The following is a 20,191-nucleotide window of genomic DNA, read 5'->3' as shown; positions in this document are numbered from 1 at the left end:
TTTTTTGCTGGACTGGTTTTTCATCTTCTACCCCTTGATTTAATGATTTCTACTTCTTCGTTCTCGTAGTAATCAATATTGTTAGTGGTTATAAGCTCACTAGAAGAAATATTTTCAGTGCCTTTTTCTATTTCTTTCTCAATCACTTGCTCTATATGTTGTCTTACTTCATCATCGCTCTTTATATCTCTCTTAATCTCTTGCTCTTTATTGCTGTTTTTAATTTCAGTCATTTCTTTACCCTCATTCTCTAAACTCGCTCTTTTTTCAGCGTTCATTTTCTCTAAGACTTCTTGAGATTTAGGGTTGAACACAGGCTTATAATCTCTGTCTTTGCTCATTTTAGCTAAATCATCTATTAGAGTTTTATGATCCCATTTTAAAGCTTGCAAGTATTCTAGTCGTGGGTAAGGAGGTTTTTGTTCCACTAATCTTGTGTATTTAGCGATATTTTCTTGAGTGATTTTAATGGAGTTTTCTAATTCCTTGATTTTTTCAGGGAGTTTAGTGATAGCGTTATCCAATCTTTTTAAAAACCCATCAAATTTAATCTCGCCGCAGAAATTATAAGAGCTAAACATGTTGGCAGTATCGTTTTTATAAACCATATTGCTAGGGCTATAGGCAATATTTGGATTGTCTTTAGGGTTTAAACTAAACTCCACTTGATACTTAGTTTTATAAGCATTCACCACAAAGCCCTTGTATTCTAAAAGCTTACAATCTCTTTCCTCATTGAAAAACAAGTCGTTCAAATTGCTTGCAAATTGCTTTTTAATAGCATCTAGCTTTTCTTTATTTTGTTCGGCTATTTGCTTGTTTTGTTCTTTGAGTTTTTTGTGCGTTAATTCTTCACTCATAGAGGCGTTTTCTTTTAAAGGCTCTACTTCTTTAACTTTGATAAGCTCATAATCCTTACTCTCTTCATTTTTCAAATCATAGAGCTTGATCTCTGTATGAGTGGGGATCATTACAGAGCTTTGAAGCGTTTCTAAATCTTTCAATTCCTGTTTAAGATAATCCAATTTAGAGGAGTTGTTTTTCAAATTCTCTTCATTGAAGTAATTTTCTTTATTGAAAGCTTTGTATTTTGCTTCTTCGTTTTTGATTTCAGCTCTCAATTTGACTTCTTCAATAATTAAGGGATTACCTGTTGCTTCTGCTTTCATCTCACTCGCATTAGAACTCCCCATGTTAAAGTCTTCTAATTCATTCAAGCCTAATTTGTGCGCGTTTCTAAATTGCTCTATGCCTTTAGATTTAGTCTCTATGATTTGCCACATACGGCTATCATAAGTTTTTTCAGTGGCGTAGCGATAGATTTTCATTCTAAAATTTTCAGGATCGTTTTGGTGCAAAATATTGCCTTGTCTTATCCCACGCCCTTCCATTTGCAACAATTCATCAGGTCTCCATGGGCAATCTAATTCATGCATAGCGACTAATCTTTCTTGCACATTAGTGCCTACGCCCATTTTAGCGGGACTGCCCAATAATACCCTGACTCCGCCACGATTAATCTTTTTAAACAAATCCTGTTTTTGCTCTTCGGTTTTAGCGTCATGGATGAAAGCGATTTCATTTTGTGGGATACCCATTTGGACTAAATGCCTTAAAACATCGCTATAAACATCAAACTTACAGCCTTTAGCTAGCTCTTCATCTAAATTGACGCTTTTAGCCTCTTTCTCTTTGAGCTCGTTCTCTAATTCTTTCTTGCTAGGAGCGATAAGATTGCCATTTTCATCATAACTAGACAAGCTCTCTAAAAGTTCTTGAGCTTCATCTAGGGGATTTTTATTTTCTATCTCATGAGCGTTATCTAGCGCTTCTAAACTCACTTTTTGGCTATGGGTTTTGGGTGTGGATAGACCTATGAAACCAAGTTGTGTGCCTTTAGTGGCATTAGTTTCTAAATAATTCTCATAGATATTTTTTGCCATAGCATAGCTTTTAGAAAATTCTTTTTCTACTTTAGCGTTAGGGTCAATCAAGCGGTAATCCAGAGCCACTTTTCTAGCGTCTGTGGTGCAAGAAAGGATATTGTCTTGCCCTTTTTTGCTTTTCTTGCCCTCGCATTTTTGCATCCTATCAATGATAGAGCCTTCATTATATTTGCCATTTTCATCAGCCACGCCAATAAATTGAGCCACTTCTTGGCTTCTTTTCACCACCACATTGATAGGTTTATCCCCATACACTTTAGGCACAAAGTGGGGGTTATGCTTTAAAATATCATCATTGGAGACAATATCCGCAAAAGCTCTATACATGGTGCTTAAGCCTTGCACATCGCTAAATTTAGAAAAGCGATTAACCATTTTATAACTTTGAGCGGAAGTGTCTAATTCAAAATCATTCACCACTTCCCCATAAGTCTTAGCCCAATCATCAAAGAATTCTAACCCTCTTTCTTCCAACACATCAGGGGTCAGGTAGCGTTGCAAGTGATACATTTCACTCAAGGAATTAGCTATAGGCGTGCCGGTTAAAAACATGATTTTCTTATTGTTTTGATGCAAGTAGCGCGTTTTAATCAACAAATCTCTGGCGCGATTAGAGCCTTGTTGGTTACCAAGCCCTGCAATTTTTTCCATAGAAGTTTCAAAGGCTAGATTTTTGAATAAGTGGGCTTCATCCACAATCAAATTGTCAATCCCCATTTGACTAATATCAATATGAGAGCCTTGTTTTTCTAAAATCGCATCGTATTTAGCACGGATTTTATCCAGCTTGCTTTTAAAGGCTCTTTCATTGGGTTTTTTAGTTTCTCTAGGGTTATTTTTATAAGCCAGTTCTTGCCTTTCAAAGTTTTTTTCGGCATTCACTAGTTCTTCTTCTTTCAATTCTTCTATGATTCCTCTAGGGTTAGACAATAATTCCAAATGGGTGTGCGCGATAATCACAGCGTCATAATTGTTGTTAGCGATTTGATTGAATAAAAGCTCTCTTTCTTTTTCAGTGATGTCCTTGCTATCAACAACTAACACATTAGCGTTAGGGTAAGCCTTATAAAATTCATCGCCCCATTGCTTGGTTAAATGGTTAGGCACGGCAATGAGCGTTTTATTCACTAACCCCATGCGTTTTTGTTCCATGCAACTGGCTATAGCGCACAAAGTCTTGCCTGCTCCAACCTGATGGTCTAAACACACCGCCCTGTCTTGGATGGTTCTAAAAATAGCGTTCTTTTGGTGGGGGCGCAAGCTGATATGGTGGTTAAAGCCCTCTAGTTCTAATTGCGAGCCATCATAGGTTTTTAAAACAGAATTGTTGAAAGTGTCATTATAGATTTGCTCTAAATGGGTTCTTCTTGTATAATCCTTATAAATCCAGTCTTTAAAAGCTTCTTTCAATTCTTCTGCTTTTTGTCTAGCGAGATTGCTTTGCTCTTCATCAGTGATAAAGATTTCTTTTTTAGGGTCATTAGGATCAACTTGGGCGTATTTAACGCTCAAATCCTTGTTGTTTAAGACTTTTATTAAAAGGCTTTCAAAAGGCGCTTTATAAGAATGCGGTTTGTCTTTATGCCTAATACCATAAAGCTCGTTTAATTCATTGTTTCTAACCAAAACTTCATAAGCACCGCTTAGGTGTTCTACTTTGATGCCTTCTTTGAGATTGCCTAGTTGGTAATCTGTCATTTTATCGCCGTATTGCTTTTCATAATGGTTAGCGGCTAATTCTATTAAAAACTCTTCTAAATACTGAGTGGGTATCCAAGGGCTGTTGATATTAGCCATGATTTCAGTGGCTTTCAAATCTTTAGGGATAATCAGCTCTAGATCTTTCACATTAGCCTCTAATCCCTCCACGCCTTGATTGATGGCTTCTTTAACTTCTTTGAGTTTTCTTTTCACATTGCCGCTCAAATAATCGTTCGCTAAAACATAGTCGCCATTATCCTTGTGGTCTTTATAAATAAGTTTTTGCTCTAAAAGTTCTTTAATCGTGGTTTCTAAGCTTTGGGTTGCGAAATGATCTCTAATGAAATGCAAATTTAAACCCCCTTTTTGATTGATGCTTGCAATTAATGCCTCTTTGGCGTTAGTGATAATAAGTTCTTTTTTAGGGTTTAAAGTCCTTTCAAAAAAGATTTGAGCTTTTTTAGCTTGAGCTTGCCTTGGCTCTATGTTTTGCATTTTGGCGCTTCTAGGGGTGATTTCTTTTTCAAAGTCTTTTTCTAATCCTAAGACTTTAGCGCCATACAAATCTTGTTTGATATCCTTACGATTTTTATTCTCATTGAGATAGCCAAATTTCTTGACAAATTCATCATAAACAAGATTGAGCCTAACTCTTTTACTTTCTAGCTCCAAATCAGAGCTTAAGGGGCTTAATTCTGCACTCGTTAAATCATTCAAAGCGTCTTTAATTTTAAAATAGGCTTTTAGTCGTGAATCTTGGACTTTAGAGTTGATTTTAGTGGGTTTTAAAAAAATGCCCCTTTCATTATTTTGTTCTAGTTGGAAATAAAGATTATCCCACTTGACTAATTCCCCCCTTTCTAAATTTTTGATAAGCTTTTGAACTTCTTGATAGCGTTCGTTATTTGCATCAATAATGAGAGCGTCTGTTTTAAAGGTAGTCTTATGGTATTGATAGACATCTTTAGGCAATTTTTCTATCGCTTGATGAAGAGCTTGGGATAAGTCTAAGCTTTTATCCTCTAAAGCTTGCAACTCGTATTTGTAAATTTGTTCGCCATTTATTTCAAAGCTATAGCGGGTTTTTTCCAAACTCAAATGCCCTAGAATGTTTTCAGGGTGGTGGATAAAGTATTCATTTAAGGTTTGTTCGTTGAGATTGATATTATTCTCGCCAACTTTATCAATGAAGCCTTTGATGATCTTATAGTCTTGTTCTCTGTAGCCAAAGTTAGCGGTGTCTATTTTTTCATACCAGCGTTGCAATTTTTCTTGTTTGAAACCAAAATGGCTTGCAATCGCATTGACAATCTTAAGTTGATCGCTAGGAGTAAAACTATCAAAGCGGTTGTTTTGCAAGGCAAAAAGGGTGTCATTATCCAAGCTATCAATGATCTTGTCATAATAAGGCATAGCTTTAGTGAAGCTTTGATTGGTTGCTCCATCAACGCCTTTTTTAAAAAACACAATGTCGCTACTCACTTCAGCGCCTGTTGCTTTAAACACGCTATTAGGCAATCTTATCGCTCCTAAAAAAGTGGTGTTTTGCGCGATGTGTTCTCTCATTTTAGGGTTTTTACCATCCATAAACCAAGAACTCACCACAAACGCTCCTATGCCATCATCTTTCAATTCTTTGATAGCTTTCCCTAAAAAGTAATTATGAACGCTCTCGTTACTCAATTCTTTGTCATTGGAGCTATAGATTTTATGACTGCCATAAGGAGGATTGCCCACAAACGCATCGTATTCTTGATAGAATTGGTGGTTTTCTAAAGCGGTGTTGTTGATGACTTGATTAGGGTAAAGGAATTTAGAAATATTAGCGCTAATAGGATCTAATTCTGTTCCCATAAAGCGGTAATTCTTATCGCTTGGCGCATGAGCGATGAATTTGCCTGTGCCTAAACTGGGTTCAAAGATTTCTTTTTGATGGTTGTCGTTATTAAACCCTAATTGATCTAATCCCTGATAAATGCTATCAATAACTAATTTAGGGGTGTAGTAAGCGTCTCTTGTGCTTGAATAAGCTCTTCTGAATTCATCTTTAGTGAGTAAGGCGTTTAATTCCTTAAATTCTTCAGGGCGTTGATCCTTTTTAAAGTAGCTTTCTAACCCACCCCATCCGCTAAATTGCGCTAGGATTTTTTGCTCTTCTTGAGTGGCGTAATAATCGCCTTTTAAGATCTCTTGTTTGGCTTGCAATTCTTTTAAAAGCTCAATGGCTTTTATGTTAGCCTTGTAGCGAGTTTTAGCTCCCTTAATTAAAACTTCTTCGCTCGGTTTAAAATCTATTTTAGGATTAAGGGGGATGGCTGGTGCGGTTGGTGTTTCTTGTTTTATCGTGGTTTGCGCGTTTTCTTGCGTGTCTTGCTCTTGCGCGGTTTGTTCTTGAGCGTTATTTAACTCTACGCTATTGTCTGTTATCCCACTCTCTTGTGTGGGATTTAATCCTACACTATTAGAAATAGCGTTTCCATCAATGGCTTGACTATCCAGCGCGTTGAATGCGTTTAGCGTTTCATTCGCTGTTTCAATGGATTTTTTAATGCGATTTTCTAAAATCTCTAATACTTTTTTAGGGCTGATTTTTAATTGGAATTTGTCATAAAAGATTTTAGTCGTAGGGTCTTTAAGGAGCTGCATCCCTACAATGCTATCTTTTAAAGGCTCGTTGTTTTGAATGGCTTCTAAGAGCCTAGTTCTAAAGTCAGGCTCACTCGCTATGGTGTTGTTTCTAATAGCGTTAAGCAGGCTTTCTAAATGGTCTAAATTTGATAAAAGTCCTCTCTCTTGATCCCTGTCTTCTTCAAGGTTTCCAAGTCCATTTGGTGTGCTGAGTCCTGCATGATGTAATCGGCTTTGAGCAAGTGGTAATACTGATTGACTTGAGCTTCCTTGAGCAATTCCATATCGCTCACTCCTTGCGCTCTCTTGATTTGCGCTTCCATTCTGTCTAGGGCTTTTGTCTCCATTTTCGTTTGTTCTATTACTGCTTCTATCAAGCTCATTATCGTTCTTTGATCTTTGGTTTTCATGGTCTGTGGGAAATAATGAGCCCATCTGTCCATGATCAAAAAGGCGTAAGCGTCCAGTCTGTCCTGGCTGTTCTCTAGAGAGAGAAAGCCCCAAATCTCTGGAGCTATTTTGTTGATGAGATGGGGATTGCGGTGTGGGTGATACTCCTCTCTCATCGCTGGGATTATCCCCCTTTTCTTCGCTTCTTGCTCCATTTTCCATTCGGCTTGCTTGACTTGATGCTCCATTGCTATCTGCTCTTGTATCTGCTCTTGCTGATACTCCATCTCCTCTAGATACATGTTCATGTAGTTTATCTCTCTCTCTATGGGATTTTTCTGAAACTGCCTGTTGGTCGCTAGATCTATAAACTCCTCTTGTTCCTCCCTGCTCTCTAGGCTCAATAAATAAACTAGAGTCTTGGTGTAAAAGTTCTTCATCACTCGATCGCTCCACTCCCTCTTGCTGTCCTCCATGTTCGCTTCTGCGGTGAATTTCTTGCGGAATTCCTGCTCTAGTTCTATTCGGCTCATCTGCGCGATTTGTTCTTTCTTTTCCATTTTGTTCTCCTAAATTCTGTTGCTCTAATTCTAAATCAGCAATGCTTAAATTTGGATTATTATTATCATTATTTTGAATAATATTGTTAGAAGCATTAGTCTCTATTGTATTTTTAATAGTGTTATTAGTATTCAGTTTGGTATTTTCATTGTTTATGGATTCAAAAGGCAGTTTGTTATAGAGCTTAAAATACTCAGCGCTAGAAATACTAGGGATTATTCCTCTTACCAATTCACCAGTTTTTGTTCTTTCTACTTCGTGATAAATATCTTTAAGATAGTCGTATTCTTTAGCGATTTCATTGCCATTTTCTAAGGTTTTCTTATGCGTTTCATGGTGGTGGGTCAATTGGATTTCTAAACCTTGCTCTTTCAATTCTTCTAAGCTGTTTTTGTAGGTTAAAATGTCAATTTCTTTTGAAAAAAATTCTTTATTTCTATCAATCAGATCGTATTTTTTAGTTATACGCCTTTCAAACCCTTTCTCATTCGCTTCATAAACACGAGAACTTTCTTTTATCTCACCATTAGCAAAGAAATTGACATCTTCTCTACTATTATCCTTATGCACTCGTCTTTCAAAGCTTAAATACCTTGCCCATTCAATAGGATTTCTAGAAATCATTCTTGCTGTATTGATTTGAGTTTTTACGACATAAGGGAGTGGCTCTTGTGTTTCATTGACCTTGTCTGATTCTTCAGCAAGATTGTTTGTTGCAATATCGCCATTATCTAAGATGCTAAATAAATTCGGTTATTCTCTTAAAACTTGAAGTTTCTTTTTGCTGGGTTTATATGCCATTTGTTGCTCCTTTTAAAATTTAACTTTGGGTGTCTTTCTCTTGCTCGCTTTGTTCATCGCCTTGTTGCATTTTCTTAAATAAGGCTCTTTTTTCTTCCATGCTGATTTCACTCAGTGGCTTTTTTAAAATCTCATCAATTTCATTGTGATTTTCTTGCTCTGTGTTTTCATTCTTGTTTTTTTCTTGTGAAGTAGTGGGGTTTTCATTATCTTTCTCGCTTTCTGTTAGATTTGAATTTTCACTCTCTTTTTGTGAAGTAGTGGGTTGCACAGACTCTTTAAATCTTTTTCTTTCTACTTCTAAATCAATAGGCAAGTTAGCTCTTTTTAAAAGCTCTTTATCTCTAAACCAATAATTAGCTTTAAGTTTTAAAGGGGTCGCTTTAGCTCCTGTAACAATGACAATAACTTCATCTGATTTTATATTCATAATGTCTTGAGCTGTGAGTAAATTTCTACCCTCATGGCTATAAGAAGAACTGCCTCCAAAGACTAGCTGACCCTTTTCAGTAGAATAATTTTTAGATTGTCTAGTGAATTCGCCCACTTCCTTAGAAACAATCTCAGCATCTTCAGCACTATTCATCTTAAAGACAATGTTATAATGCACCACGCCTTTTAAGATTTTCAAATCATCATCGCTATAATTTTTTCTAATCATCGCATAATCTTGCGTGATGAATAAGGGAACGACATTATAAGAGCGACAAAGTGCAGGCATTTCTAACAAGAAAGGCAACTTACCAAATCTAACAAATTCATCTAAAATCATATAAATGCGTTCTTCTTTTTTAGAACTTTCATTAGTTAGTAAGTTTTTAGCAATACTTTCTAAAATCACTCTAACTAAGGGGGCAAGCGTGTTGATGTCTTTTTGAGCAATCACAATATAAAGACTGATATTGTCTGTTCTTAATTCTTCATAATCAAAGCTCATTTTAGAAGTAGCAATTCTTACTTGATTGCTTTTAAAAACAGACACAAAGCGATTGAAAGTAGAAATAATACTTGCAAATTCTTCTTCAGCACTATTAGCCCACGCTCTTGCATCATTTCTTACAATTTCATCTAACGCCCCTTCACTTCTAGGGGCTGGTTCAGGCTCATTTGGGTCAAAATTTCTAGGGTCTTTGGGGTCAGCGTATTTTTGCTCTGAAACTTGCAAATACCACAATTTTCTCGCATTCACATTAGGAATTAAAATAGGCTCATTAGTTTGTGGGTCTAGGATAATTTCGCCTGTCTTTTTGTCGTGCTGATAGAGCTGTTTGTAATAGCGACTTCTTTTATCAATTAAATTGACATAGTCTCTATTTGGACCCATAGCCACATCAAAAAAGTTTGTTTCATCTTTGGAACAAACATCATGCAAAGCATAAAAGCTAAACAAATCTTTCGCTTTAGATACCCAATGGTCTTCGCCCTTTTCTTCGCTAATAAAGACATTATTAGCATTCTCTTGCACAAGTCTTAGGCGTTGGTCAAAGTTCATGGGTTTTACAATCCTTTTATCAAAAGGATTAAAATAACAAGTATTATCATCACCATAGGGATTAAAGATTAAAATCCTATTGTTTAAGAATTTTTGTCTATATCCAGCAGTCTTATCTCTTAGTTCGCCTTTAATATCAGTGATAATACAGCTATTAGGCAAAGTCAATAAATTGGGTAAAGCCACGCATGCGGTTTTACCAGCTCCAGGTGGTGCAACAATCATGGCTCCTAAGGGCTTGTCATAACACACATCTCTAAGTTTTGGAAAACCAAATTTACCTAGAATAAATCCCTTGTCAAATTGCACCCCTAATCTATGCACTACCTTACAAAAGCCCTCTTTACTAAAGATTTTAAAGCACTCTATGTCTTTAACATTAGCCCATCTCGCATAGCCATGCGAAGTTTCTTTAGTCTTTTGAATACTCATATAAATCGTAGCTACTAAGGGCATTAAAGACATTATCATAGTGATATAGACTTCAAATTTTAAATCTAAGATACTCGCTCCCTTATAAAGCCCTATAAACACGCTTTGAGAAAAGAAATAAGCCTGTCTAAACGACTTTATGGCATCAAAAACATAATAATTTGCCAAGATAAAAAATAAGGGGATAAGTAAAATGCTAAAAAGCACGCAAAAAGCTTTCACAAATTGCATTTTCATTCATTATCCTTTTTTGGCCCAGTAGCAGATTGTTTTTCATTAAGGGCATTGAGAATTTTTGAGATGGTGTTAAGCTCTGTTTCGCTTTTTTGTTCTTTATAGATTTGAAGCAACAATTCCAAAGAGACTTTTTTGCAATCTTCTATGTTTTTATTGAGCGTATCCATAGTCTTAAAAAGCTCTTCTAAGAATGCTAAATTCTGCAAATAAAAGGGCTTGTTATACTTAATGGCAATATTGGTGTTCTTGGCTATTTGGTTAATGTTATTACCATTAGCCATGAGTTCTTTATATACATGTTGGTTAAGACTGATGACTTTAAACAAGCTTTCATAAAAATCCCTTGCTCTTAGTGTTTCTTTGCTAGGGTCTAGGGCTAATAAAAGGCTTTCTATACACTCAGTAACGCTAATTTTTTTGACTTTTAAATAATTTTCTAAAATGTCCTTACATTCATTTGAAATAAAGCAATTGATACGCTTACCCAATTTTCGCTTGTTTTGATACTTTTTCATAAGCTACTTTCTAATTCTTTGGTGGGTAAGATTTCTTGAATATATCTAGTGTTAGTGGCTTTATCAAGCACAATTTGAACGACAATATCTACACTGCTTTCAAAGAATTTTCTTGCTACACTGACATCTAAACCACTTTTATTCATCTGTAGATTTAAAGCAATCGCCTCTATGACCCCATGCACACTATCTGCATGTAAAGTAGAAACCATTCCCTTATGTCCTGTGTTGCCAAACCTTAAAAAAAGCAAGGCATTTCGTGTGTCAATCTCGCCTACCATAAGTCTATCAGGACTCATTCTCATTGCCATATTCAAGGCGTTTTCATAGGTAAATTTAGAGCTTTCAGTTTTATCCACTAACAAGGATTTATGATTTTCAAACGCTCTTAAATCTAATTCTTCGCTATCTTCTACACTCACTATTCGTGTGTGTTTAGGGATAAATTCAATCAGAGCGTTTAAAAAACTTGTTTTTCCACTGCCTGTTCCTCCACTAATGAGTAAGTTTTTACCCTCAATCATCAGCTTTTGTAAATACTCATAGTCGTATTGACACACACCAGAAAGCTTGAAAGCTTTTAAATCAAACTTTTTCTCGCTAGGCACTCTAATATTCAAACTCAATTCATTATCCGCACTAATAGCAAAGTGGTTCATGCTCACTCTGTATCTAGAAGTAGGAATGGAAGTATTAAGGGTGGGGTAATTAGCATTAAAGAACAAATCTCTAAAACTCGCTAATTGTTCCCCAAAACCAAGCATAAAGGCTTTATCTAAATTTTCATCAAAGACTTTTTCTCTAGTTCCATCAAGCTTATAGAGCCAAATTTCTTTTTCTTTATTCATAATCAGCTCTGTAATACCGCTATCTAAATAAGGCAAGAGCCTTAAAATAGCGTTTCTTAAAGCCCTATAATCTTTGAGTTTGTTTAAGTCCATCAAATTACTTTCTTTTTAATTCTTCAATCTTTTTACTAAGCGTTTCAATCTTGTTATCCAAGTGCTTAATGCGTCTTTCAAACTCTCTTTGCAAGCTTTCACGCTTATTGATAGCCTTGTCTAATTCATCAGTGCGTCGAACAATTAAATTGGCGTTGTTTTTTAATTCCTTAGCTTTTTGAATATTATTCAATGGCATTTTTTCTACTTCCTTTGGTTCTTGATTTTGCTTATTTGAGATAGGTTCTAACTCGTTTTTTTGTGTGATTTCATCTAACATCATTGGCTCCTTAAAAATTAAAATAAATAGGTGTAGTTAAACGCTATGTAGCTAGAATTAGTCGCTTTGGTAATAAAATTAGAAAATAAGACTTCGCCCTTAAAATTCCCGTTTTGAGCGACAATTTTGCTAGGAGTTAGGGATTGATAATTGATTGCCCCTCCAAAGCGATAATTCACTTCAAATTGATGATGATTTAAGTAATAATGAAGTCCAATGGCAGGATAAAAACCATGACTAAAAATATCTTTAGGCTTATTGGTGATAAACTCACTACGCATGGTTTTTATGGGGTCTATTTTTGCAAAATAATATTGCATACGCCAGCCAAAGCCTACACTTAATCCTAGTGTGTGGCGGTTCTTTTTAATGACATTTAAAAAATCAAACAAATACTTTATATCTAGTCCAAAGTTTAAGGGCGTGTAATTAGTGCTAACCTTAGAATTGTAAATGTCTATATTGGTGCTTACAGCACTAGGTGTACCTCCATATAAATGCGTTGAAAACTTAATCCCATGTCTTTTTGTAGCTCCAAAGTAATGCTGATAGCCCATTAAAACGCCCATATTAAAATTAGCGTTACTAGAAGTGTGGCTATAAGTGATTGAATCATCTGTAGCATTAGAGATAAGGCTTAAACTTTGTTTTAAACTTGTGCTTGTAATGGCAATCTCTGAGCCTAAGAAAAAGCCATTTTTAGTTTGCATAGCTTTGAAATGTTTTTGAGATTTCTTTTTTTCTTTAAATTCTCTTTTAACCTGACTTTGCAACAACTCAGCGCTCTTTTGTTCTAGCTTTTGTTCTAGCTTTTGTTCTAGCTTTTGTTCTTGTGAAATGTCTTCTTCTTTCTCACTAGGCATAATGGCTAAAAAATCGCTATTATCCACAAAGCTTTCATTCGCATTCAAGCAACTAAGACTAGCTAAAAACAAGGCTTTCTTTAAATATAAATCCATTACTTTCCTTTCTTATTGGTTAGGGACAATCCAATTATTGTGTGAGGCACAAGAATAATTAGCATTAGGCGTTTGCGCCCATGAGCAATACTTGCCTTTATTGCTAGATTTCCAAGGACTGCCAGAGCTAAAGCTATAAGACATACACAAATTACCATTCCCATTAGGGCGGTAATAAGTGGCTTGCCAATTGGTAAAATCTTGCGTGTTAATGATTTGCTTAACGCCATTATTGAGATTAAGCTTTTGGCTTAAAGTAGTGAGTTCAAAATTTTTACGATATTCATCGCTCAAATTAATACTATTGATATAGATAGTTAAAGGAATGCGTTGGAGCGTTTTTTGAGCTTGTGAGACATAATAGTATTTGTAAGTGTCATACACTGCATCACTATCGCCCTCATTTCTAGGGCGGATATATTCAATGGTTGTGCCTTGATTGATAGTTTTATATTGTGTAACCCATTTAGCTAAGGTTCTTAAGCCTCCATTAGAATAGCCTGTGTAAGAATGGGTTTTAGTCCAAGAACCCCAGCCATCATTACAATAAGAAGTGGTGGTTAAATCGCTGCTATTTAACGCCATTTTTTGAATCTCAAAGGTAGTGTATTGTGGTAAATTTAAATCACCCACTTCTTCGCCTTTAACTGAACTTGCAACACTGATTTTGGTGTAAGGTTGAACAATTTTAGGCACTTTACCCATATCAGAAGTGTAATCACAGCCTGTTACATTGTAGTATTGATTAGCTACCGTATCAAAGATACGAATTTGAGTGGGGCGATAAGCTTCTAATTTAGCATCATCAAACTGCCACTTCCCACAAGCATAAGTTTGATAACTAAATTTCAAAGGACTAACCACATTATGACTGATAAAAACCTTTTGTTTAGTGATAGGGTCAATATAGTATTGATTGATCACTCTTTGAACCGTTCTAGTGGCAGGGTCATTATCGTATTTGACTAATTGTTCTTGCACCCCTGCAAAATCAGTGCAACTTTTAGCCACATGGATTAAATTATCAAGTCCACGAAATAAAATCTCTGTTTGAAAAAAGCTCGCACTCCCACTCCCATAGCCTTTATTTGTCGTAGTATCTAGTTTGCATCTATTAGCGTCTTCATACATAGGAAATTCAAATTGTTTGCCTACTAAATCCACACAACCGCCAATATTCACGCTTTTATTTTCTCTGTTAATGAAGTAAAATTGCGTTTGTTTAATGGCTTTCATGTTTTCAAAGTCATAGCTGTATTGACAGACATTGTCGTTTCTAAAGGCTTGCATTTTAAAGCAAGAGCCATTTCTATCTACAATATCTAAACTCATCGTATTGCCATTTCTAACAGGAGCTGTGCAAAATTCATTGGTATAATGGCTATCTGCACTAGCAGTGCCTCCATTAGCACTGTTGCTCCCATTAGCTCCGTTTGTGCCATTAGCCCCATTAGTGCCATTAATTCCATTAGCACCACTACCATTTTGAAGTCCGGGCGAATAAGGGAAAGGGATAAAGCCTCCCCCCATGCCTCCCCCTGAGCTTGTAAAAGGGGTATAATCACTATTAGAACTCCCACTAGAGCCACTACCACTCCCAGCAATTGGGGGGAATGGGTTAGAACCTACGCCTTGATAGCCGTTTGCGCCATTAGTTCCATTACTTCCATTAGCACCACGAGAACCATTAGTGCCACTTGTTCCACTCATACTAGAGCCATTAGACCCATTAGAGCTAGTGTTATTTCCTGTGTCTCCATAACCACTTGCATATCCCATGCCACTTGCTCCACTCCCACTAAAACCTTTGCCATTTTTACTAGAAGTATAAGTGTTTTTATTTATACCTATGGCACTAGACATCTCGCTATCATTCTCGCCGCCTAAGACAATCCTTGTACCTTTTTTAAGCACTAATTTGCCTTTAATCTCTTTAATAGCGTTTGGAGGGCTTTGTAAGGTCTTATAATCATTACCCTTTTTAATATGAGTTACCATAATAGAGAGATTAGCCCTATTCTTAGAAACCTTGTAATGACCCATAGCAAGAGTGTTTTCTTGCACCTTATTACTCACAACTACCAAAGCTTTAAATTCGCTATTTTTTCTTAAATTCCAATCTTGCATGGTCTGTATCACAAGGGCTTGGCTAGTTGATAGCGCTAAACATAAACTCATTAAAATTTTAAAAACATTAGATTTCTTCTTCATTGTTAACTTCCTCTTTTGTTTTGATTAGGGGTTTTTTCTCTTTAAAAAACTCCGCTAGAACCTCCCCATCTTTTGGTTTAGGGATAAAAATGTCTAAATTAGGGCTAATAAACACTCTGCTCCCCTCTCTAATGATGATAATGGGGTTTTGCGATCCATATTGTCTTAGCATTTGATTGATGACTTGGTTAATCCCCATGCCTGTGTTTCTAGTGAGTTGCATAAGCAAATAATCCCCAAAAAAGGGTTACCATTACCTTTTTTGTTTTGGTTATTAGCTAAGGCTGAAGTAATTCCTATTAAAAGCCCATTAGAAAGCGTGTTAGTGAGTAAGGGGATACCATAGCGTTGAAAATTTCGGCTAATGTATTTGCCTACTAAGCCATTATAGCCTTTCACATCAGCCCCTCTTGCATTAGTGAGCATGATATTTATGCCTTGAGGGGTGATAATTCTAGTCCAAGCAATGTTTAAGCGGTATTGTCCGATTTGATTATTGTTGTTGTAATAGCCTATAACCTTAGAGCCTTTAGGGATTAGCACCGCTCTACCCATAGAGGCAAAAATATCGCTCTCTACTTGAGCGGTTACTTTTCCAGCAATTTGAGAGCTAATAGGCGTGATTAAAAAGGCTGGTATCATTCTATCGGCGGTTATAGTTCTTAAGAGCTTATGCTCATTAGTGCCAATGTCTTTATATTCTAAATTAGTAAAACTATCCACGCCATATTCCGTCTCAGGCTTAGTAGCTGGTTTAGTTGGCTCTAAGGGTTTAAGGCGTGTGTTTAAAAACTCTAATTGCTCTTTAGTATGTTTTGGTTTAGGCTTTATTTTAGGGGGGCTTTGTAAAACTTGTTGTAAATGCGTAAGGGTGTTATGTTGCTTGTTTAGATTATTGTTAAGATGACTATAATCTGTAACGATAGGATTAGTTGAAACATTAGCAGTAGTTGGAGCTGTAGGTTGTGGCGTGGTTGTTGTTTTGGGGCTTTCTTCTTTTTTAGGTTCTTCTTTGACTTCTTCAAAGAAATAATCACTTAGGGGGAATTTACTCTCGCTTGTTTGAAAGATTTCTTCTTTATTGTTATTGTTTGAGCCTTTATTAGCAAGCAGTCCTAATGCCATTAAAACGCCAAAGCCCCCTATAACTAAGCCTATCTTTTTAAGCAAGGATTTATTCATTTTGCTCTCTTTGCTATCTTTTCTATGCAAAGATAGGCTTTACCAAGCTTTAAATTCCATTGATTTGAAACATCTTCAGCGATTAGATAATCGCCTACCACTCTGCTATTAACAGGATTATCATAGCCATCTACAACCTTATAAACCACAGGGAATTTACTTCTAGCATTAGAGCGGTTGAACTTAAAATAGGTGAATTGCTCATCATTAAAGATTTGAGTGGGTAAATCATCTTTGTATTTAGATTTAACAACCTTTTTGCACATCCATAAGCAATACCATTTGCGTTTTTTCTTGTCTATGATGACATAACCATATTCCATTTTTTTCTTGTTGATATAGATGTGATTGACATTATCCCCAATCCTAATGAACTTGCCATCATCTTTGATTTTGGCGGAGTAATCCACATATTTCATTTCATCTTGGCTGTGTCTATGCTCTTTAAAAGTTTTAGCGCTATTACTAATCACTTTAAAATTTTCTGAAGCCTTTCTAGAATTAGCTAGAGCGTTACTAGGGGGATAACTAGGGGATTTGAAACGATTTAAAGAAAGGGGAGCATTTTCTATTGCTGTTTTAGTGGTAGTAGGGTTTTTTGACTTTAGGTTTTGTTCTTTAATGCTTGGTGATTTTTTAGCTATCTTTTTAGGAGCGTGGCTTACTTTAATGTCTTTGTTTGGGGTGCTATGAGTGGTTTTAATTTCTTTATTAGTTTCTTTTTTGGAGCTAGTGAAATGTTTAAAATACTCTTTAGAAGACACATACACCATTAAGGCTGGGTTTTTAGAACTCGTATAAGTGGTTGAAAACACATAAAAGCTATACACCTTACCGCTTTTTCCAATGATAGTAAGGTTGCTATCCACTCCAATTTGCAAAGGCTTAATGAGCAAAATATTAGAAATCAAATGCTCTTTATCTTCGCCTAGCATTTTAGTGGAAAAACCTATATCATCGCCCAAGACTACTTGAGCAATGGGTTCATCAAAGATAAAAGTGGTTGTCATGGCGTATCTTAGGCGAATATTGAAAGTATCGCCTATGGTGTAATGGATAAAATGAGCGTTATCTTTGATAGAGCGGTTCTTAGCAAAGAAGTTGTTTTGGATAGCGTTAAAATTAGTCATGGGTTTTAGGGTGCTATCGCTATTTTCATCGCTTTCTTTAGTTTCATGATTTGATGTATTAGGTTCTATTTGATTATTAAGGTCTCTATTGTCTTTAAACGCACTAATAGGCACATCATTAGGTTTTGGACTAAGCTTGTTATTGACATAATTAGTGGTGTTAGTGATAGTTTGCTTAGTGTTATTAAGAGCGTTATTAGTGAATTGCTTGGCGTTATTTAGCATTGTTTGAGTTTGTGCGTTATTTGGTTGGTTATTTTGTATAGGTGTAGTGGGTTGTGAATAAGAGTTTTGATTTGGCATAGGTGTTTGCATAGAATTAGGCTGTGTGTTGTGGTTAGCGCTAGGTTGTGTTTCTTGGTTAGTTTGGTTATTAAACGGTTGTAAGGAAACATCGCCTTTTGAATAATCCATTGGCTCATTATAATTTTGAATGTTATTTTCTGCTAATAAGGGAGCTAAGAGTGATATTGCAAAACTAATTCCCCCAAATACTCTAGTCATTGTTCTCCCTTATTATTAGGCTCGTTAGCTGGGTTGTTTTGAGGGTTAGTTGGTTCAGGTTTTTTGTATTCAATTTTAGAATGGGGTCTTTCTACTTTTTTATAAGTCTTATCTAGGGCTTTAATGCTTGCGATTTCACTCAAGGAATATTTATCTACGATAAAGCCTGTAGGGTTTTTAGGCATAGAACTATAATCAAATTGAATAAGGGGCTTAAAATGATAGATTAAAGACACTTTGTAGCGTTTTTCAGAGATTAAATAGCCTTTATCAAAGACCTTAGCCACAATATCTGCTACAGCGATATTTTGTTGTTTACCTTGCTTATAGATAGAAATATTGATGATTTTAATTTCTCTATCCATATTGGACTTAGAATAGATACTGCCCTTGCCTGATACTAACTGCTCTAAAGTCTTCCACACTTCATCAGAGCTTTGCTCTCTTATGGTTTCATTCAAGCGGATTTTGTCATCAATATGATTGATAGTTTCTCTACCCATAATGTAAGAGCCGACTAGATTTCTTAAAAACGCCTCGCCATAATCTACTTTAGTGTCTGCTTTTTGCACCACTGCAAAATGTTTATCGCTATTGGCAAAATCCACAAAATAAGGTTCAATCTGTTTTAAAGGCATTAAAAAAGCTAGAGCCACGCTTAAAGAGATAACTCCTATTAAACCTCCTATAGCTAGTCTATACGCCATTTGAGTGTTCTTTCTTTGTATTTCAAACACGCTAGATAAATCTAATTCATCTTTTTTAAAACTCTCTAGCTGAGTGTTTAATTTTGGCATAACATTATCTTTAAGCTTGTGCGTAACAATGCGTTCTAACTCAGGCAATACCCTTTCTTGAATTTTATTCGCCCATTTTTCAAAAGAGATTTTTTCTAGCTCTTGGTTTTTAGCAATGTTTGTTTGAATGTTTTTAATTAGCTCTTCTTTATTTTCTTTGGCATCTTGATTTAAAAGCGCTTCTTTATGGCAATCTTCTTCTTTATTCTCTTTATCTTGCTCTTCTTTTTGTTGGACTAAAAACATGCTTAATCCCATAAAAAAGCATTTAGCGTATTCTTTGATGTATTCTTTAGAAAAAGAGCCTATCTCAAAGGAATTTTCTAATTCTTTTAAATGCTCTCTTATCTCTTGTAAATTAGACATACAAGCCCCCTTGAATTATGGGTGTATTTAACGCACAAGGGGATTTTTTCATCTCTATGAATTTATTTGAGCATGCGTTTAAAATCACAGCCACTAATATAAAAGCTAGGTATTGCATCTTTTTCATGTTAGGCAAGCACTTTTTCTAAGTGTTTTTTATCATCAAATTTTTGATAGGTGTTATTGATAAAGACTTCTCTCCAAGTAGTAGGGTAATGCTTAATGAGATTTTCAATGTGTTCTACCATGCTAGAATTAGAGCTAAAGATTTGTAAGTAATTACCCAAAGAGCTAAGGCTCACATCTATAATATTAGATGAGCCATCATTCATGTTTTTGAGTAAGACTTTGTATTCATTAACGGCGGTGTTTTCTAAAAAATGCTTTTCAGTATCGCTCAGTCTAATGCCAAATTTATCGTTTAAATCTTTGGTATCAATATTTCTTTGGGGATACAAAATCAACTGCCCCATATTTTTAATAAAGCTTTGAGCGTTTCTCACTTCAGTTAGCTGGTTAATGTCTTGTAAGGCTAGAACAATCACCCCATTAGCCTTTCTGGCTTGGGTAATGATTTCATTGATTTTTTTATTCATCATTTCATTTTGAGCGTAAGATTTAAATTCATCAATAAAGCATAAAAAACCACGATTGATTTTCAAAGCTCTATCAATCATCTTATGAAATACATAGTAGGCTAAAAGCCCAGCGTCATCATCATTATGTAAAATGCTATCGGTATTTATGGTGCTAATGCGAGTTTTAAAATCTAAGCTATCCATTCGGCTAGAAAATAAGGAAGATTTTAAATAGTCTTCAAAACTACTATCTAAAATGTTTGTATTAGTTTTAACAATGGTATTGACAAACTCTTTTAAGTCAAAAGGAAGGGGTAATTCTTGGTTGCTAAATTTGGCTTGTTTGACTTCATCGTTATAATTTCTATACATAGTATCAATAGCATTTATTAGGGCTGTTTTATCTTCTACTTTATCTTTATGGTCATCATAGCTATCCACTTTTGCCATTTGGGCATAAAAATGCAATAAAAAGGCTCTATTAGTTGCGCTATCTTCTAATGAAAAAGGGTTACAAACAGAAACTAAAATCCTATAATA

At 35.6% G+C, this 20,191-nt stretch carries 10 protein-coding genes and 2 pseudogenes; all 12 read right to left on the bottom strand.

Annotated elements, in window-relative coordinates; all coding sequences use genetic code 11:
• Positions 1 to 20: 20 nt before the first annotated feature.
• Complete coding sequence (locus HPSH112_RS01280) at positions 21 to 7,946, bottom strand: SNF2-related protein (protein ID WP_411155630.1); 7,926 nt, start codon at positions 7,944 to 7,946, stop codon at positions 21 to 23.
• Positions 7,947 to 8,046: 100 nt separating this feature from the next.
• Positions 8,047 to 10,188, bottom strand: a complete 2,142-nt coding sequence (locus HPSH112_RS01275) for a type IV secretory system conjugative DNA transfer family protein (RefSeq protein ID WP_000783796.1) — start codon at positions 10,186 to 10,188, stop codon at positions 8,047 to 8,049.
• Positions 10,185 to 10,703 carry a hypothetical protein gene (locus HPSH112_RS01270; protein WP_000760569.1) on the bottom strand — a complete coding sequence of 173 codons (519 nt, stop codon included), beginning with the start codon at positions 10,701 to 10,703 and terminating at the stop codon, positions 10,185 to 10,187. Before HPSH112_RS01270 ends, HPSH112_RS01275 begins: the two co-directional genes overlap by 4 nt.
• Entirely contained in the window at positions 10,700 to 11,644 is a 945-nt protein-coding gene (locus HPSH112_RS01265) for a CpaF/VirB11 family protein (RefSeq protein ID WP_000365304.1), read from the bottom strand. Before HPSH112_RS01265 ends, HPSH112_RS01270 begins: the two co-directional genes overlap by 4 nt.
• A 4-nt stretch (positions 11,645 to 11,648) precedes the next feature.
• Positions 11,649 to 11,924: a hypothetical protein gene (locus HPSH112_RS01260; RefSeq protein ID WP_000883382.1), complete on the bottom strand. Its 276-nt coding sequence runs from the start codon at positions 11,922 to 11,924 to the stop codon at positions 11,649 to 11,651.
• A 17-nt stretch (positions 11,925 to 11,941) separates the two neighbouring features.
• Positions 11,942 to 12,883 carry a hypothetical protein gene (locus HPSH112_RS01255; RefSeq protein ID WP_000366896.1) on the bottom strand — a complete coding sequence of 314 codons (942 nt, stop codon included), beginning with the start codon at positions 12,881 to 12,883 and terminating at the stop codon, positions 11,942 to 11,944.
• 12 nt (positions 12,884 to 12,895) lie between these two features.
• Positions 12,896 to 15,094 carry a hypothetical protein gene (locus HPSH112_RS01250; RefSeq protein ID WP_000730445.1) on the bottom strand — a complete coding sequence of 733 codons (2,199 nt, stop codon included), beginning with the start codon at positions 15,092 to 15,094 and terminating at the stop codon, positions 12,896 to 12,898.
• Positions 15,078 to 16,276: pseudogene (locus HPSH112_RS01245) on the bottom strand (DNA type IV secretion system protein ComB10). The gene HPSH112_RS01250 and the pseudogene HPSH112_RS01245 overlap by 17 nt, the downstream one beginning before the upstream one ends.
• Entirely contained in the window at positions 16,273 to 17,910 is a 1,638-nt protein-coding gene (locus tag HPSH112_RS01240) for a TrbG/VirB9 family P-type conjugative transfer protein (protein ID WP_000198989.1), read from the bottom strand. Before HPSH112_RS01240 ends, HPSH112_RS01245 begins: the two are co-directional and overlap by 4 nt.
• The gene (locus tag HPSH112_RS01235; RefSeq protein WP_000067669.1) at positions 17,907 to 19,073 is read right to left on the bottom strand and encodes a VirB8/TrbF family protein; all 1,167 of its coding nucleotides are present in this window, start codon (positions 19,071 to 19,073) and stop codon (positions 17,907 to 17,909) included. The genes HPSH112_RS01240 and HPSH112_RS01235 overlap by 4 nt, the downstream gene beginning before the upstream one ends.
• Entirely contained in the window at positions 19,066 to 19,200 is a 135-nt protein-coding gene (locus tag HPSH112_RS08695) for a type IV secretion system protein VirB7 (protein WP_080024685.1), read from the bottom strand. The genes HPSH112_RS01235 and HPSH112_RS08695 overlap by 8 nt, the downstream gene beginning before the upstream one ends.
• Position 19,201: 1 nt before the next feature.
• Positions 19,202 to 20,164, bottom strand: a pseudogene (locus HPSH112_RS01230) (TraM recognition domain-containing protein); the annotation flags it as partial.
• Between the last annotated feature and the right edge of the window lie 27 nt (positions 20,165 to 20,191).

This window comes from Helicobacter pylori Shi112, from assembly GCF_000277405.1.
Classification (GTDB): Bacteria; Campylobacterota; Campylobacteria; order Campylobacterales; family Helicobacteraceae; genus Helicobacter; species Helicobacter pylori_C.
The sequence above is the reverse complement of the archived record's forward strand: the minus strand, read 5'-3'. Positions and strand labels throughout refer to the sequence as shown.